This is a genomic window from Micromonospora sp. Llam0, from assembly GCF_003751085.1.
Classification (GTDB): Bacteria; Actinomycetota; Actinomycetes; order Mycobacteriales; family Micromonosporaceae; genus Micromonospora_E.
The window spans coordinates 718,146-733,316 of the sequence record NZ_RJJY01000001.1 but is presented as its reverse complement, the minus strand read 5'-3'; the positions used below and the strand labels follow the sequence as shown (position 1 = coordinate 733,316).

14 protein-coding genes are annotated in these 15,171 nt (G+C 70.0%); 5 read left to right on the top strand and 9 right to left on the bottom strand.

What is annotated here, in order from left to right; all coding sequences use genetic code 11:
- Positions 1 to 44: 44 nt before the first annotated feature.
- Both EDC02_RS03370 and EDC02_RS03365 read right to left on the bottom strand, forming a co-directional pair.
- A complete protein-coding gene (locus tag EDC02_RS03370; protein ID WP_199757796.1) occupies positions 45 to 698 on the bottom strand; it encodes a response regulator transcription factor in 654 nt (217 codons plus the stop codon).
- Positions 699 to 715: 17 nt separating this feature from the next.
- Positions 716 to 1,945 (bottom strand): sensor histidine kinase, encoded by a 1,230-nt coding sequence (locus tag EDC02_RS03365; RefSeq protein WP_123600692.1) that lies wholly within the window; start codon positions 1,943 to 1,945, stop codon positions 716 to 718.
- A 108-nt stretch (positions 1,946 to 2,053) separates the two neighbouring features.
- Here EDC02_RS03365 and EDC02_RS03360 point away from each other — a divergent pair, with 108 nt between their 5' ends.
- Positions 2,054 to 2,791 (top strand): ABC transporter ATP-binding protein, encoded by a 738-nt coding sequence (locus tag EDC02_RS03360; protein WP_123600691.1) that lies wholly within the window; start codon positions 2,054 to 2,056, stop codon positions 2,789 to 2,791.
- A complete protein-coding gene (locus tag EDC02_RS03355; protein ID WP_123600690.1) occupies positions 2,788 to 4,719 on the top strand; it encodes an FtsX-like permease family protein in 1,932 nt (643 codons plus the stop codon). The genes EDC02_RS03360 and EDC02_RS03355 overlap by 4 nt, the downstream gene beginning before the upstream one ends.
- A 227-nt stretch (positions 4,720 to 4,946) precedes the next feature.
- On the opposite strand, the gene EDC02_RS03350 is transcribed toward EDC02_RS03355, so the two are convergent.
- Positions 4,947 to 5,792, bottom strand: a complete 846-nt coding sequence (locus EDC02_RS03350; RefSeq protein WP_123600689.1) for a helix-turn-helix domain-containing protein — start codon at positions 5,790 to 5,792, stop codon at positions 4,947 to 4,949.
- Positions 5,793 to 5,921: 129 nt separating this feature from the next.
- Between EDC02_RS03350 and EDC02_RS03345 the strand changes: the two genes are divergently transcribed.
- Complete coding sequence (locus EDC02_RS03345) at positions 5,922 to 6,635, top strand: SDR family NAD(P)-dependent oxidoreductase (RefSeq protein WP_123600688.1); 714 nt, start codon at positions 5,922 to 5,924, stop codon at positions 6,633 to 6,635.
- Positions 6,636 to 6,661: 26 nt separating this feature from the next.
- Entirely contained in the window at positions 6,662 to 7,513 is an 852-nt protein-coding gene (locus EDC02_RS03340; RefSeq protein WP_123600687.1) for an NAD(P)H-binding protein, read from the top strand.
- A 278-nt stretch (positions 7,514 to 7,791) separates the two neighbouring features.
- Here EDC02_RS03340 and EDC02_RS03330 read toward each other — a convergent pair whose 3' ends face one another.
- The 6 genes from EDC02_RS03330 to EDC02_RS03305 form a co-directional block, all read right to left on the bottom strand.
- Positions 7,792 to 8,244, bottom strand: coding sequence for a DUF6069 family protein (locus tag EDC02_RS03330; protein WP_123600686.1), 453 nt, complete (start codon positions 8,242 to 8,244; stop codon positions 7,792 to 7,794).
- Positions 8,245 to 8,307: 63 nt separating this feature from the next.
- Entirely contained in the window at positions 8,308 to 9,306 is a 999-nt protein-coding gene (locus EDC02_RS03325) for an RNA polymerase subunit sigma-70 (protein ID WP_123600685.1), read from the bottom strand.
- Between the two features lie 125 nt (positions 9,307 to 9,431).
- A complete protein-coding gene (locus tag EDC02_RS03320) occupies positions 9,432 to 10,277 on the bottom strand; it encodes an ABC transporter ATP-binding protein (protein WP_123600684.1) in 846 nt (281 codons plus the stop codon).
- A gap of 43 nt (positions 10,278 to 10,320) precedes the next feature.
- Positions 10,321 to 11,166 (bottom strand): ABC transporter permease, encoded by an 846-nt coding sequence (locus EDC02_RS03315; RefSeq protein ID WP_123600683.1) that lies wholly within the window; start codon positions 11,164 to 11,166, stop codon positions 10,321 to 10,323.
- Entirely contained in the window at positions 11,163 to 12,023 is an 861-nt protein-coding gene (locus tag EDC02_RS03310; protein WP_123600682.1) for an ABC transporter permease, read from the bottom strand. Before EDC02_RS03310 ends, EDC02_RS03315 begins: the two co-directional genes overlap by 4 nt.
- 55 nt (positions 12,024 to 12,078) lie before the next feature.
- The gene (locus tag EDC02_RS03305) at positions 12,079 to 13,044 is read right to left on the bottom strand and encodes an ABC transporter substrate-binding protein (protein ID WP_123600681.1); all 966 of its coding nucleotides are present in this window, start codon (positions 13,042 to 13,044) and stop codon (positions 12,079 to 12,081) included.
- Between the two features lie 920 nt (positions 13,045 to 13,964).
- Between EDC02_RS03305 and EDC02_RS03300 the strand changes: the two genes are divergently transcribed.
- Positions 13,965 to 15,047 (top strand): TauD/TfdA family dioxygenase, encoded by a 1,083-nt coding sequence (locus tag EDC02_RS03300; protein WP_123600680.1) that lies wholly within the window; start codon positions 13,965 to 13,967, stop codon positions 15,045 to 15,047.
- Positions 15,048 to 15,171: the final 124 nt, after the last annotated feature.

Here is a 15,171-nt window from a genome sequence, read left to right as displayed (position 1 = left end):
TTCCCAAGGATTCCGCGAGCAATGCCAAGTCGTAGTCGGGGATCTCACGTGCTGGGTGAGCCGCGCAGGTAGGTGAGGACGGCGGAGACCCGGCGATCCGAATGCGGGTCGAGCGGGAGCTTCGCGAAAATGTTGCCGATGTGTTTGCGTACCGCTGCCTCGCTGACGAACAGTTTGCCGGCGATCCCGTGGTTGGTGTGGCCTTCGGCCATGAGCGCGAGCACTTCGCGTTCGCGTTCGGTGAGGCCGGCGAGTGGGCCGTCGGCCCGCCGCAGTCTGACGAGCTGGCGGACGACCCCGGCGTCGACGACCGTGCCGCCGGCGGCGACCCGGTCGATGCTGTCCAGAAAGTCGCGTACGTGGCCGACCCGGTCCTTGAGCAGGTAGCCGATCCCCCCGCCGGGGGTCGAGTCGAGCAGCTCGCCGACGTAGGCGTCGGCGACGTAGGCCGACAGCAGCATGATCGCGATGCCGGGTTGAGCGGCCCGGATCGCCGCCGCCGCCCGCAGTCCCTCGTCGGTGTGGGTGGGTGGCATCCGGATGTCGGTGACGACGAGGTCGGGGTGGCAGTTTCCGGCGTACGTGAGCAGGGCGTGCGCATCGGCGACGGCCGCGACGACCTCGTGGCCGGCGCGTTCGAGGATCCGCACCAGCCCTTCCCGGAGCAGGGCCGCGTCCTCGGCGACCACGATCCGCAGCGCGTTCTGTGGCGGTGTCAGTGGATCGGGCACGTCATCCTGACCTGGGTCGGGCCCCCGGTGGGGCTGGTGATGTCGAGTTCGCCGTCGAGGGCGTCGAGCCGGGCGTGCAGTCCGGCGAGACCGGTGCCGGCCCGTGGGTCGGCGCCGCCGACGCCATCGTCGACGACCGAGACGATCAGCGTGTGGTCCTCGATCCACGCGTGCACCTGCGCCGATCGGGCGCGGGCATGGCGGGCGACGTTGGTGAGGTTCTCGCTGACGAAGAAGTAGGCCGCGGCCTCGACCGGGGGCGGGAGCCGGCCCTCGACGGCGAGCTGGAGGTGGACCGGGACGGGTGACCGGCCGGCGATCTCGTGCACGGCGGCGGCGAGCCCGTGGTCGGTCAGTACCCGGGGATGGATGCCCCGGATCGTGGTGCGCAGGTCGGCGAGGGCCTGCTCGGCCTGCTGGTGCGCTTCGCGGACGAGATCGAGGCCGGGGCCGGCGGGCAGGTCCAGTTCGGCGCTGCCCAGCGTCATGGTCAGGGCGACGAGGCGCTGCTGGACGCCGTCGTGGAGATCGCGCTCGATCCGGCGGCGTTCGGTTTCGAACGCGTCGACCAGCCCGGTGCGGGACCTGCGCAGCTGCTGGACCGCTTCGGCCAGCTGTGCCTCGGGCGGGTCCAGCAGGTGCCGGACCAGTGCCGCCTGGCCGCAGGCCAGCACGGTGGCCGCGTAGATCAGCAGGACCAAGGTGACGAGGCCGGCGGGTGCCACGGCCCATGCCTCACCGGTGGTGTCGACCCGCCACCCGGCGATGTCGATGGTGCCGGAACGGACCAGCAGCGGGGCGATGAGCAGCAGCACCGGGACCGTCAGCAGGATCAGCAGCACGGCGTCCACGATCCAGAACACCGTCGTGAGCAGGACCGTGACGCCCGTCTCCGGCCAGGACGCCCGGCCGCCACGCTCCGGGTCGCGTAGCGCTGGTGGCTGGTGCACCGGCCGCCCGGGGTAGATCAGCCGGATCCGGCGCCGCTCACCGGCGGCGGCCAGGTGGACCAGCACCGGAATCCCGGCCAGCACGAGAAGTCCCGCGATCAGCACGACAGTGGCCGCACCCACCGCGACCACCACGACCAGGACGGTCAGCCAGGCCAGGCCGATCGGTACGGTCGTGGCCAGGTACGCCAGTGAGCGCCACGGCCACACCGACGCCAGGAACCGTGCGGGGTGTCCGCGTACGGCGGTCCAGGCGTCGCTCACGGGTCAGACCCTACGGATCGCGTCGGCCGCGCGGGGTGGCGCACGCGCTACCCCGCAAGTCGCGTCCGAGCCCGTGTGCTGGCTGTGCCCGCCGGGTCCACTGAGGGCATGAACCAGGCAACTCCGGCGGCCGTCACCCTCGACGGTCTCAGCCGTACCTACCGCTCCCGTGCCGGCTCGGTGCATGCGCTGCGCGGTGTGACCCACGTGTTCCAGCGCGGCACGTTCACCGCGATCATGGGGCCGTCCGGCTCCGGCAAGTCCACCCTGCTCCAGCTCGCCGCCGGTCTCGACCGGCCGACCGGTGGACGGGTGACCGTCGGCGACACCCGGCTCGACAAGCTGACCGAGACCGAGTTGACCCGCTTCCGGCGTACGGCGATGGCGTTCGTCTTCCAGTCGTACAACCTGCTCGACGCGCTCACCGCGTTCGACAACGTCGCACTTCCGGCCCGGCTGGCCGGGCGCCGTGCCGATCCGACCACGGTACGGACGGCGCTGGCCCACGTCGGCCTCGCCGAGCATGCCCGACGCCGGCCGTCGGAGCTGTCCGGCGGTCAGCAGCAGCGGGTCGCGATCGCCCGGGCGCTGCACGGCCGGCCCGAGGTGCTGTTCGCCGACGAGCCCACCGGCGCACTGGATCGCGGCACCGGACGCGACGTGCTCGGGCTGCTGCGGTCGCTGGCCGACGGCGGCCAGACCGTCGTCATGGTGACCCACGACCCGCTGGCCGCCTCGTACGCGGACGGGGTGTTGTTCCTCGCCGACGGGCAGATCGTCGGTCACCTCGCCCGCGCCGACGCCGGCCAGATCGCCGAGACCATGAACGACCTGGAGCGGCGATGATGCGCGGCCCGACGATGCTGGCCCTGGCCCGGCAGACCGTCCACCACTCCTGGCGCGGCTACCTGGGGGCGTTCGTCGCCCTGCTGTTCGGGGTCGTGCTGATCTCCGTCACTGTGACGCTCATCGGGAGCATCGACGCCACCGACGGCCGGCCCGGCACGAGCGCCGACGAGCGTGCCCAACTCGACGGCCTGGCCGCGATGTTCGCGATGATGTCGACGATCTCGGCGTTCATGGCGCTGTTCGTGGTCGGCAGCACGTTCGGCTTCGTCGTGGCCGGCCGCCGCCGTGAGCTCGGCCTGCTGCGGCTGGTCGGTGCGACACCACGACAGGTACGCCGGCTCCTGCTGGGCGAGTCCGTCGTCGTCGCGGCCGCGGCCACCACGGTGGGCTGTCTACTCGGCACGGTATCGGCTCCGGCCGTTCTCCGGCTGGTCCGGGCGGTCGGGATCACCACCCTCGACCTGCAGGCCCCGAGCCCGTGGATCGCCTGGGTCGTCGCCGCACCCACCGGCGCGGTGGTCGCGCTCCTCGGGGCCTGGCAGTCCTCGCGCCGGGCAGCCCGGATCACCCCCGTTGCCGCGCTACGGGAGGCCGCGGTCCAGCGGACCCGGCCCAGCGTCGTCCAGTTCGTCGTCGCGACGCTCTGCTTCGGTGGCCTGGTGGCCACCGTCGTGGCCGCCGCCGACCAGCCGCCGCTGTTGTCGATGCTCGCCTCCATCCTGCTGCCCGAGGTGGTCGTGATCGGCCTGATGTGCATCGGACCCGCCGTCATCCCACGGCTCGCCGCCCTGCTGGCCCGTCCGTTCGTCGGCTGGGACGTGACGGCCCGGATGGCCCGCGACGAGGTACGCGCCGCCGCCCGCACCACCGCTGCGGTCGCCGCCCCGGTGCTGGCCATCTCCGCTATCGCGGGGTCGCTGCTGCTGACCCTCAGTTTGAGCGTCGACTGGGCGACCGCGCAGAACCGGGCCCGGCTGCACGCGCCGCTGGTCGTCGAGGTGGGCAGCCCTGCCGCGGCCGCGTCGGTTGCGGCCGACCGGACCGTCGCGACTGCCGACGTACGCCGGCTGGCGATGCTTGCGCACGACGACGACGGCGGCCCTGGCGAACCCGACCGGGTCGAGGTCGTCGACCTCGCCACCGCGTCGGTCGCCCGGGGGCTGGCCGCCATGCGTGGCACCCTCGACGACTTCCACGGACGCGCGGTCGCGGTCACCGCCACCTGGGTCACCGACGGCGGCGTCGGCCTGGGCGGCACCCTTCCGGTCTGGATCGACGGCGAGCGGATCCCGTTGCGGGTCGTCGCCGTCCTCCCCGACGCACCCGGTCTGTACGTGGAACTCGTCGTCCCGGCCGAGCTGATCCCGCCGGACAGCATCCGGATCACCGGGACGGTCTTCGTCGTCCCGCGCGGCGACGCTGCCGCGACGCGGGAATCCCTGCGGCGTACGCTCGCCGGCACCGGGAGCCGGATCGTCGACTCCGGCGACTGGGTCGACGCCATCGCGGCGCGGACCCGCGAGTCCAACAATGTCGGCCTGATCATCCTGCTCGGCCCGGCCGGCCTGTACGCCGCCATCGCGATGGTCAACGCCACTCTCATCGGCGCGTCCCAACGGCGCCGGCAGCGCGACCTGATCCAACTTATCGGTGCGAGCCCCGACCAGGTCAGACGAGCCGCCATCTGGCAGGCGGCTCTCGTCTGCGGCACCGGTCTGCTGCTGGGCGGCGGCACCATGGCGCTGATGGGCTGGCTCGTACGCCGCGCCACCATGGCAGATCTGGCCGGCATCGCCGCGCCCATCACCATCCCATGGCTCCCGCTGCTCGGCATCGGCGTCACCTGCCTGCTGCTCGCCGCCGCGGCGGCGACAGCCGGCATCCGTACGCGAAAGCCACCGCACCTTGCCGACGACCCGGCCTGATCTTGGCGACCCACAGTGGCACGGGCGGTCAGGTTGGTTCTGCCGACAGGGAGGTGCGCCGCTGGGACGACATGACGAGCGAGTAGACCTCTTCCCGGAGTTCGCCGAAGATCGCCGTCTGTTTGGTCGCGATCTGGTCCCGGGGCCGGTCGAGTGGGACCGGCAGGTCGGCGACGACGGTGGGTGGTGATCACGTTCCCCACGCCGACCGCGCCAGTTGGAGCACATCAGTGGCGACGGGTCATGATTTCGGTGCCGAGGACGGTCAGCAGTCGCAACTTGTCGGCTGCTTCGCTGCCAGGTGCCGCTGTGTAGACGACGATGCGCAGGTCGGCGCCGTGCGCCGACAGCACATCGCAGTCGAGTTCGACTTCGCCGACGTGCGGATGGTCGACGGTCTTCCGCTCGCTCCTGTGGTGCGCGACAGCGGAGCCTTCCCACAGTCGCGCGAATTCGGGGCTCGATGTCCGCAGCGTGCCGATCATGTCCGTCAGTTCGCGGTCGGCGGGGTAGCGCGTCGCCACGTCGCGCAGGTCGGCCACGAGCGACGCCTTGTGCACCTGCGGGTCTGGGTGCCGCACGCGTCCCGTGTCGTCGTGGAAGGTTCGCCACACGATGTTCGCCGACCGGAGGTCGCGGCCGTGCCAGTCGTCGCCGGTCAGCGCGGCCCACACATCGTTGTGCTCGATGAGGGTCCAGGCCGCGTCGAAGACTGCGACCGGGGTGTCGGCGAGACGGTCGAGCACGCGCTGCACGCCGGGGCCGATGTGCCGGGGCACCAGTCCGCCCGGTTGGGACGCGTGCCCCGCCAGGCGGCAGGCCAGTTCGTACTCGGCGTCGGACAGGCGCAGCGTTCGTGCGAGCGCGCGCACGATGGCGACGCTGGGATGCGCGCGGCCCTGTTCGAGGCGTTTGATGTAGTCCGGTGAAACGCCAGCGAGCCAGGCGACCTCCTCGCGGCGCAATCCCGCCGTCCTGCGCGTGCCTGGCCTGAAGGGCAGGCCCACGTCCGCCGGCTGCAGGCGGGTACGCCAGGAGCGCAGCAGCGCCGCAAAATTCGGTGCGCCGTTCATCACCCCATTGTCGGCCTCCTGCCCGGCCTTCGGTCACTGCGTGGGGGGCCCGAAGTGGGCCAGGCTGCCACCCCGAACCGGTGCCAAGGTCGACCCATCGCCGAAACACGGCCGAAGGGAGGGACCCAGATGAGCACTACACCGCAGAACGCACCCGTCGCGCTGGTCACCGGCGCCAACAAGGGCATCGGCCTGGAGACGGTCCGGCGCCTGGTCGAAGCCGGGTACCGCGTCTATCTGGGCGCCCGCAGCAAGCAACGGGGACAGGCCGCCGCCGAAGCCGTCGGCGCACACTTCCTCGAACTCGACGTGACTTCCGACGCGTCGGTCCGTCGCGCCGTCGCCGTTGTCGATCAGGCCGACGGGCACCTCGACGTGCTGGTCAACAACGCCGGTATCACCGGTCGGGTGCGTGACCCTCACGACTACACCGCCGACGACATGACCGAGGTGCTGCTCACCAACGTCGTCGGCTACGTCCGCCTCATCCATGCCTACCTGCCGCTACTCGAGAAGAGCGACGCCCCGCGGATCGTCAACGTCGGCAGCGGTCTGGGATCGTTCGGGCTCTTCCACGACATGACTCGCATCGAGTCGCGGGCGGGCACGCCGCTCTACGCGGCGTCGAAGGCAGCAATCAACATGCTGACCGCTCGCCTGGCCCGGCTCCTGCCCCACATCCGCATCAACGTCGCGGACCCCGGCATGACCGCAACCGATCTCACCGGCGGCGACGGTCACTCGGTCCACGACGGCACCGACGCCATCCTCGCCTTCGCTCTCGGCGCACCCGGCGGCCCGAGCGGCACCTTCGCCGATCGCGACGGCGAACTGCCCTGGTAATCACCACCACCCTGAAAGGAACGCACATGTATCTCATCACCGGAGCAACAGGCAACATCGGCGGCCCGCTTGCACGGCAGCTGCACGAACAGGGCCACCCGGTCCGAGTCCTGGTGCGCGACCCTGCCCGAGCGGCCGACCTGCCGGCCGAGATCGAGCGCGCCGTCGGCGATCTCGACAACCCCGGCGACGTGGCCAACGCCGTCAAGGGCGTGGACGCCGTCTTTCTGATGCATGTGGGCGGCGGAACCGACCAGACCAAGATCATGATCGACGCCGTGCGCAACGCCCGCAACACCAGGATCGTCCTGCTGTCCTCGGTCGGTGCACGGCTGATGCCAATCAGCGACAATCCCGTCATCGGCGGAGCCCTCGCGGCGCGCGAGGACCTCATGCGCGAGTCCGGGCTGGGCGTCACCTACCTGCGCCCCAACGGCTTCGCATCCAATGCCCGGTGGTGGCTGGACGGCATCCGCGCTGGCAAGGTCGTCGACCCCACCGGGGATGGCCGCCTGGCGGTCATCGACCCCGAGGACGTCGCCCGCTGCGCCGCCGTCGTGCTCACCGAAGACGGGCACGTCGGCAAGGGCTACACCCTGACCGGGCCAGAAGCAATCACCTCTCGCGAGCAGGTGGCCGCCATCGCCGAGGTGACCGGCCAGACGATCGACTTCCAGGAAGTCACTCCGCACGAGTTCGCCCAGGCGCAGATCGCCAACGGTGTGCCCGCTGAGCAGGCGCAGGCATTGGAGCATCTGAACACGGTGTTCCGTAAGGGTCGCGCCGCCTACGTCACCGACGATGTGCAGAACCTCACGGGCCGGGCACCCGGGACGTTCCGCGACTGGTGCGAACGCAACGCTGACGCATTGCGCTGATGCAAGACCCCCGTGCGACAGGACCCCTGGACATCACGCAGAATTTTCGCCGCCCGCATCGTCTTGGCGACACGACAAATGTATGGACCTGCTGTCCTTGCCTCACCCGAGGCAAGGACAGCAAGGCCGGCGGCGGTCATCGTGTACCGCAGCGGCCCGGTCAGGCCGAACCGCACCGCCCCGAGGTGCAGCACCATCGTGCGGACGGTGAGCCGCTGCGCCACCTGCCGGCCCCGGGGTAGAGGACCGGTGTCACCGGTGATCGAGGTGCGGGAACTTCAATCGGTCCGGGTACGCAGGCTCCACGCAAGAGCCGGGATCATCACCGCAGCGGGGACGATGTGCAGCCCGAGCAGGGCGACGGTGGTGGCGACGTCCGCCTCGACGAGGAACGGCGGGACGAGTGAGACCACGGTCAGCGAGGCTGCCGTCCAGACGAACCGCTCGGCGGGGCGGGCGCTCCACAGAAGAATCGCGGCGGCGAGAACGACGCCAATGATCGAGAAGAAGCCGGTCACCACAGCGAACCCGGCCAACGGGATCGCCTCGCCATCAGCGGAGACCTCGAAGTCGACACCGACCACCCGGGCCACCGCGGCGGCGACCGTGGTGACCAGCACGGCTGCGAACGTTGCGGCGAGGCCGGTGCCGGCGAGCCGGCGGAGTCGTCGACCAGTGCTGGTACCGCTGCGGGCGGCGGCCGGACGTGCGGGTACCCCGGTGTCGTTCATGTCGCTTCTCCGTCATTCGGTTCCGGCAACTGGAGTCCGTGCTGTGTCGACAGGCGCCCGGAACTACTGCGTGCCGTCTGCCGGCAGACGCTCCGGCAGCCCGAGCCGCAGGAACTGGTCGTCGTGGAAGGTGACGATCTCGGTGATCGCCCCGCCGATGACCCGCAGAACGTCGATCGTCAGCGGCAGGTACACACCTTCTTCTTCCCGCCAGAGGTAGAACCCGATGGCGGGCTGCCGGTTCACCGACGTCCGGACGGCGCGCAGGCGGCCCAGGTCCTCGAAGCCGTCCTCGATCCAGCTGTCCACGACCGTGTCGCGGCCGACCTGCAGACCCGGCGTCGGCGGCATCGAGCAGCGGACGTCGTCACGCAGCAGCGAAGTGAGCGCGGGGATGTCCGTGGCCACGCTGGCGTCGGTGTAGCGGCGCACCAGCTCGCGCGTACCGGCGTCCTCCGCGCCGCCGGTCCAGTCCTGCCGCTCGACGGGCAGGTGGCCCCGCATGCCAGCGCGGGCCCGCTGCAGCGCGCTGTTCACGGAATTGACCGAGTCACCGAGCAACTCCGCGACGTCCTTCGCCGGCCAGCCCAGCACGTCCCGCAGAATCAGCACGGCCCGTGGACGCGGCGCGAGGTGCTGGACCGCGACCAGGTACGCCAGCTCGATCGTCTCCCGCGCGACAGCGACCGCCTCCGGCTCGTCGGCGTCGCCTGCGGGCAGCTCGTCGAGCAGCCGGTCCGGGTACGGCTGCAGCCACGGCACCTCACCACCGGTCGCCGGCTCCGGACGGCGCTTGGCCAGCAGATCCAGGCAGGCGTTGGTCGCGATCCGGTACAACCAGGCCCGCACCGTCGACCGCCCCTCGAAGGTCTCCCATCGCCGCCAGGCCCGCAGGAACGTCTCCTGCACCGTGTCCTCGGCATCCTCGAACGACCCGAGCATCCGGTAGCAGTGCACGTGCAGCTCCCGCCGGTGCCGCTGCGTCAGCTTCGCGAACGCCGGTTCGTCGACCTCGCCCAGTCCGCTGCCGCCCAGCTCCGCCAGCCGCGTGTCCGCACCCATCCCGTCATCCTTCCGCCTCGTCGTGTCTTCTCGCAGGTATGACGGGTGCGGGAGCGGAAACTCATCACCGACGAGCCGACCGCAGCGTGTGCGCGTACCGCTTGCCCGGCCAGCGCGACGGGCGGTCAGGTCGGTTCGGCCGACAGGGAGGTGCGCCGTTGGGACGACATGACGAGCGAGTAGACCTCTTCCCGGAGTTCGCCGAAGGTCGCCGTCTGTTTGGTCGCGATCTGGTCGCGGGGCCGGTCGAGTGGGACCGGCAGGTCGGCGACGACGGTGGACGGACCTTGGGACAGGACGATCACCCGGTCGGACAGGTACACGGCCTCGTCGATGTCGTGGGTAACGAAGAGCACCGTCGTCCCGGTCTCCGCCCAGATGGTGAGGAGCAGATCCTCCAGGCTCGCCCGGGTCTGGGCGTCCACCGAGGCGAACGGCTCGTCCATGATCAGCATTTCGGGCCGTACGGCGAGTCCGCGCGCGATCGCCACCCGCTGCTGCATGCCGCCGGAGAGCTGCCACGGATACAGGCCGGCGGCGTGGGCCAGACCGACCATCTCCAGCGACTGCCGTACCCGGTCGCGGATCTCGGCACGGGGCAGCCGCCGGTCCCGCAGCGGAAGAGTGACGTTCTTCTCGACCGTCAACCAGGGAAACAGCGACCGGCTGTAGTCCTGGAAGACGACCGCGACGCCGTCCTGAGGGCCCGACATCGTCTCCCCCCGGAAGACGACCTCCCCGGTGGAGATGGGCAGCAGCCCGGCGATGCACATCATCAGTGTCGTCTTGCCGCAGCCGGACGGGCCGACGACCGAGACGAACTGGCCGGCGTGCACCGCGAACTCGATGCTGCGTACGGCCAGCACGTCCCCCTTGCGCGAGGGGTAGGACTTGCCCAGCTCGCGGACGTCGAGCACGGGCGTCGCGCTGCCCGGGTCCTGCTGGTGGTGCGGGATCGTCACCGGTTCCATCCGGTCCTCCTCTGCGTTGTGCCTGGTGTGGTCGACCGACCGGTCAGTGGCGTTCCGCGCCGTCCGGCCGCACGTTGCGGTGCCAGCTGAGCAGCAGGCGTTCGACCAGGGCGAAGACGGCGTTGAAGAGGATTCCCAACAGCGCCAGGAGCACGATCGCCGACCACAGTTCCGGGAACCGGAACAGCCGCTGCTGGTTGACGATGTAGAAGCCGAGCCCGGCGGTCGCGGCGTAGAGCTCGGAGACCACCATGAGGACCAGCGCGATACCGATGCTGATCCGCAGGCCCGCGAAGATCGCTGGGCTGGCGCCGGGCAGCAGCACCTGCAGGAAGTAGCGACGCCGGGTCAACCGCAGGCTCTTCGCGGCGGTGACCGCGGTGCGGTCCAATCCGCGGACCCCGTCGTAGGTGTTGATGAGGATCGGCCACAGGCAGCCGAGCCCGATCAGGAAGACGTTCATGCCGCTGGTGATGCCGAAGACCACGATCGCGATGGGCAGCAGCGCGGTCACCGGCACCGACATGCCGAGCCGGATCAGCGGGTTGAAGAACGCGCCGGCGGGCCGCCACACGCCGATCAGGATGCCGGCGCAGATGCCGACCGTGGCGGCCGTGCCGTAGCCGAGGCCGAGTCGCACCAGGCTGGGCAGCACGTCGGTCCGGAACTGTTCACTGAGGAACAGCGACGTGGGCGAGGAGGAGAGCCAGGTGTCGACGAAGGCGACGAAGATCTGCGACACCGGTGGGATGAACAGGGAACCGGCGAGTCGGGCGGCGACCTCCCAGACCACCAGGAGCAGGGCGAGCAGCCACAGCGACCGTACGCCACGCCCCACCGCCAGTGCCGAACCGACCAGGCTCGGCCGCGTCACGTCGTTGGTGCTCATTTCCCGCCCTCCCGTTGCGCCTGGCCCCACGGCACCACGAGGCGTTCGGCCAGGTTGAAGCCGTAGTAGAGCAGCATTCCGAGCACTCCTACGAGGAGAATCCCCGCGTAGACGAAGTCCGGGCGTTGCGCCTGCTGATAGGTGGTGATCACGTTTCCCACGCCGCTGGTGGCGCCGAGCAGCTCGGCCGAGAGCACCACGATCAGCGCCGTCGAGCTGGCGACCCGCAGGCCGGTGGCGATGGAGGGGGCCGCCGACGGCAGCACCACCCGGCGCAGCAGCCGCAGCCGTCCCCAGCCCATGCTGCGACCGGTGGCCAGCATCAGCGGTTCGGTGTCCCGGACGCCGTACATGGCGTTCAGCAGAATCGGCCAGAAGATCGCGTAGATCGCCAGCGCGACCTTCATCTGCGTACCCAGCCCGAACAGCAGGATGGCGATCGGGAGGAACGCCGAGGAGGGGATCGACCTGCCGGCGTGCACGACCGAGGACGCGGGCCGGTTCAGGGCGGAGAAGTAGCCGAGGGTCAGACCCAGCGGGATCCCGACGGCGCTGGCGGCGACCATGGCGATCAGCCAGGCCCACAGGGTGTGCCCCACCTCCGTCAGGAAGGTGGGGTCGACGAGGAGCTCGCCGACCCGCAGCAGGGTGGTGCCGGGGTACGGCAGGGAGTCCGGGGACACCGCACCGCTGCGGACCACCAGGTCCCACAGCACGAGCATCGTCGCCACGCCGGCCAGCCCGATGACCCAGTCGGGTACGGGGCGCCTCCGGCGGGCCGGGGTCGGCCCGCCGGAGGGCGGCGTAGGACGGACCGTCGACTCGACTGTCTGGGTCACACCGACGCCAGTCGCCATGTCACGTCTCCCTTCCGCACGTTGCGTCCTTGTCTGGAAGCCGGCTCAAGTCGGCTCAGGAGCGGGCGAAGTCGGCGACCAAGGACTCGAGGTCGGGCGTCTCCGGCATCAGCTTGAGGTCGACCATCTGCTGGGCCATCTGCTCCAGGGCGGCCATGTCGACCGCCGGCTCCAGCTTGTTCTGTGGTTGCGCGGCCAGGGTCTCCGCCGGGACCTTCTGGCACTCCGACAGCAGCTGGAACGATTCGTCGGTGTTGGCCGGGTCCTCCAGCTGCTGCATGGTCTCGGTCAGGGCTTCGTGGAAGCGCTTGGCCGCGTCGCTGTCTGCCACGAATTCGTTCGCGGACACGTACGTGGCGATGTAGGTCTTCTCGATGCTGGCGAAGGGGTCGGCCAGGCTCCGTACGGTGTCGTTGTTGTCGCCCAGCAGCGAGTAGCCCAGCTGCGCCGCGTCCACCCGGCCGTTGAGCACCGCCGGGATCTGCTCGGCGAACGGCAACGCCACGAAGCTGACGCTGTCCGGCTCCACCCCGTTGGCCTTCAACCAGTTCGAGGTCACGATCTGGTTGATGCCGTTGATCTCGTTGACGGCGATCTTCTTGCCGATGAGATCGGCGGGAGCCTCGATCGGTGAGTCGTTGCCGACGAAGACGCCCTGCGCGGGCTCGGCCGGCGGCAGTGCGTTGACGTTCGCACCGGAGACCATCTGGATCGGGAAACCGGTGTTGTAGGCGTTGATCGCCGTGTAGCCGTTGACGTAGCCGAAATCGGCTGCCCCGGAGAGCACGGCGGCCACCGCCGCCGAACCGCCGCCGGCCCGGACCAGTTCGACCTCCAGTCCGTGCTTGGCGTAGATGCCCTTGTCTATCGCCCAGGTGTTCCAGATCTCGCACCCGAAACTGGTGACGGAAACCTTGGTGTCGCCACCGGCGGTGCCGGCGGAGTCGTCGTTGCCACCGCAGGCGCTCATGAGGAGCAGCGCGGCGGAGACCGCCACCGCGCCCAAGCGTCGTGTGCTCATGTCACCACTCCTGATCTTGTGTATGCAGCTGAGGTCGCCTGACACCGAAACCGGTGACAGGGCTGATGCAGCGAAGGAAGCAGATGGTTTATGGGGTGTTCGCGGGTCTCACCGTCGCGGGCGGATCCGCTCGGTGTGCCCGGAAGATCCGTCTCGCCGGCTCTGCCGACGAGATTGGTCTGGCAGGTAGTTCATGGCATCGCCGAGCTGGCGTGGCCGTCACTCGGTCCGGCCTGGCGTCCGGCTGCACCCCAGCAGCGCCTGACGCTCTCACCGACTTGCAGCGAAGGTACGGGCCGACAAATCCCATGTCAAGATGCGGGATGCGATCTCGCGTAGTGGGGTCCACAGGCTCGAGAGAACCAGTGTCATCAGTTATCACTCGTGTCACATGGCGATACGCCATCCCGTTGACAAGACGTGCGGCGGCGGCTAGCTTCGCCAACAGATTGCGCGGTGAATCCGTCGACCCCGGGAGTGGACATGAGCTGGGAGAAGCCCGTCGCGGCCGTACCAGCCATCACCCGTGCGCCGATCGGACACTGGAAAGGCCCAGAGTTCCCCGCGATCCGCCCCGGCACCGGTGCCGGCAAGGCCCTCGTACCCTTTTAGGCCGCGACCTCGCCCACTGGCACCACTATGCCCAAAATCGGGCACGGTGGCGTGGCGCGATGGCGTTCGGCTCATCCGCGGGTAGCGACCTGTTCATCGGTGGTGGCCGAAGGCCCGCGTGACGCGGCAACTCCCATCCCTGTCTCCTCCAGTCCGAGACGGCCCTGACGCACGAGCTCGACTTCACTCCCGCACCCCAGCCGGGCAGCTGAAGCGATGCTCGTACCCCAGCGCACGGCGGCCGGCCTCGGCGGAGCACCTGTCCGGGCAACCGACACGTCCGGACATCGGAAAGGACACACCTGACGATGACCACTGTCCCCATACTCAGCCCCGTCACCGCCCCGTGCGCCTGGCGGGGCGACCAGCTCTCCGCCAGTCGAGAGTGGATATATTACCTGAACGGCGCACAGATCAATGAGCTTGAGCAGGTCGGTCGCCGTTTCGTGGCCGACGATCCCGATCTGCGCACCGTCACCGCAGCCGAATACCCGCTCCCGGTCACCGCCGACGCGATCACCGGGTTCGGCCGGGAGATGGACTCCGGCCGGGGCTTCGTCCTGGTCCGAGGACTGCGGATGGACGACTACGACGACACCCTCGCCGGGGCGATCTTCTACCTGATGGGCCTGCACCTCGGCGTGCCGATGCGGCAGAACGAGCTCGGCGACCTCGTCGACCACGTGATCGCCACGTCCGACAAGACCCTGCAGGACCGCAGCGCCCTACCGTCGCGCGTGCGGGACCGGCTGCCCTTCCACTCCGACAGCTCCGACGTGGTCGCGCTGATGTGCCTGCGGCCCGCGAAGGAAGGCGGCGCGAGCAGCCTGGTCAGCGGGGCCACCCTGTTCAACGAGGTGCTGCGTCGGCGCCCCGCCCTGGCTCCGCTGCTGCTGGAGCCGTGGTACTTCGACTGGCGCCGGCAGGACCCCGACGCGCCGGCCGACTGGTACACCTCGCCCATCGTCAGCTGGACCGAGGGCGTGTTCAGCATGTACGCGGGCAGCGGCATGATCAAGGCCGCCCAGGACTACCCGGACGTACCGCCGTTGACCCCGGAGCAGCTTGAGGTGCTGACCCTGCTCGACGACATCAGCCAGGAGCCCGGCGTCGCCCTCGACATGGACTTCCAGCCCGGCGACATCCAGTGGCTGCTGAACTACGCCGCACTGCACTCGCGGACCGAGTTCGTCGACCACCCCGAGCCGGGACGGCAACGCCACCTGCTCCGGCTGTGGCTCAAGCGGGAGACCGGCCGCCCACTCGTGCCGAACTTCGGACGGCACGTGGTGATGGACCGTACCGAGACCCGGGGCGACGCGGAATCGAGCAGTTCGGGACACTTCACGATCACGAAGGCGGCGATCCCCCGACGGGACTGGGGCGTCTGATACTCGGGTAGCGGCGCACCAGTTCGCGCGTACTGGCGTCGTCCTGCCCGCCGGTCCGGTCCTGCCGGTCGGCGGAAGGTGGGCCCCGCGTACCGGCGGGCCCGCTGCGGCGGAAGCCGATCGC

What these genes read in the sequence shown, in the direction of transcription:
- EDC02_RS03315 (WP_123600683.1), bottom strand. Translation starts at nt 11,166, where the DNA reads ATGAGCACCAACGACGTGACGCGGCCGAGCCTGGTCGGTTCGGCACTG.
- EDC02_RS03305 (WP_123600681.1), bottom strand. Translation starts at nt 13,044, where the DNA reads ATGAGCACACGACGCTTGGGCGCGGTGGCGGTCTCCGCCGCGCTGCTC.
- EDC02_RS03325 (WP_123600685.1), bottom strand. Translation starts at nt 9,306, where the DNA reads ATGGGTGCGGACACGCGGCTGGCGGAGCTGGGCGGCAGCGGACTGGGC.
- EDC02_RS03350 (WP_123600689.1), bottom strand. Translation starts at nt 5,792, where the DNA reads ATGAACGGCGCACCGAATTTTGCGGCGCTGCTGCGCTCCTGGCGTACC.
- EDC02_RS03320 (WP_123600684.1), bottom strand. Translation starts at nt 10,277, where the DNA reads ATGGAACCGGTGACGATCCCGCACCACCAGCAGGACCCGGGCAGCGCG.
- EDC02_RS03345 (WP_123600688.1), top strand. Translation starts at nt 5,922, where the DNA reads ATGAGCACTACACCGCAGAACGCACCCGTCGCGCTGGTCACCGGCGCC.
- EDC02_RS03330 (WP_123600686.1), bottom strand. Translation starts at nt 8,244, where the DNA reads ATGAACGACACCGGGGTACCCGCACGTCCGGCCGCCGCCCGCAGCGGT.
- EDC02_RS03360 (WP_123600691.1), top strand. Translation starts at nt 2,054, where the DNA reads ATGAACCAGGCAACTCCGGCGGCCGTCACCCTCGACGGTCTCAGCCGT.
- EDC02_RS03310 (WP_123600682.1), bottom strand. Translation starts at nt 12,023, where the DNA reads ATGGCGACTGGCGTCGGTGTGACCCAGACAGTCGAGTCGACGGTCCGT.
- EDC02_RS03355 (WP_123600690.1), top strand. Translation starts at nt 2,788, where the DNA reads ATGATGCGCGGCCCGACGATGCTGGCCCTGGCCCGGCAGACCGTCCAC.
- EDC02_RS03300 (WP_123600680.1), top strand. Translation starts at nt 13,965, where the DNA reads ATGACCACTGTCCCCATACTCAGCCCCGTCACCGCCCCGTGCGCCTGG.
- EDC02_RS03340 (WP_123600687.1), top strand. Translation starts at nt 6,662, where the DNA reads ATGTATCTCATCACCGGAGCAACAGGCAACATCGGCGGCCCGCTTGCA.